We start from the raw sequence: 392 nt of genomic DNA on the forward strand, positions 1-392 counted from the left end.
ACGTACACACTGATCAACTGGTTTTCATAATAGGTTAATATCGGGTGAACGGCATTTGCAACAAAAGCACCATCAACTGTATTGGGATCAAGACTACCAGTAGCCGTAATGCCTGTTTTGAAAAAATAGTTGTAAATGGCGGTTTCATCGGTTTTCGTGTTCAAAGAATTGATGCGGCTTTTAAGTAAAACCGGCAGGTATGCGCCGTCAAAACCAGTATCACCTGTTCTGGAAACTGACAAAAAAATCATAGTTTTGGTTCATATCTACACCAATACTATTTCCGTGAGGTACCAAAGCATCGCCCGATGTACCGATTCCCAACCTGGCACTTTCTGCTGCAGCTGCTATTAATTTTTTAAGTGAAGATTTAATCTGGCTTTTAACGTATT

The 392-nt window shown here is 40.1% G+C and carries 1 protein-coding gene; it reads right to left on the reverse strand.

Annotated elements, in window-relative coordinates; all coding sequences use genetic code 11:
- Nucleotides 1-251 (reverse strand): hypothetical protein (locus ON09_RS23890; RefSeq protein ID WP_010603596.1); only part of this gene is annotated, 251 nt, incomplete at its 3' end.
- Nucleotides 252-392: the final 141 nt, after the last annotated feature.

The organism is Pedobacter agri PB92, from assembly GCF_000258495.1.
GTDB classification, from domain to species: Bacteria; Bacteroidota; Bacteroidia; order Sphingobacteriales; family Sphingobacteriaceae; genus Pedobacter; species Pedobacter agri.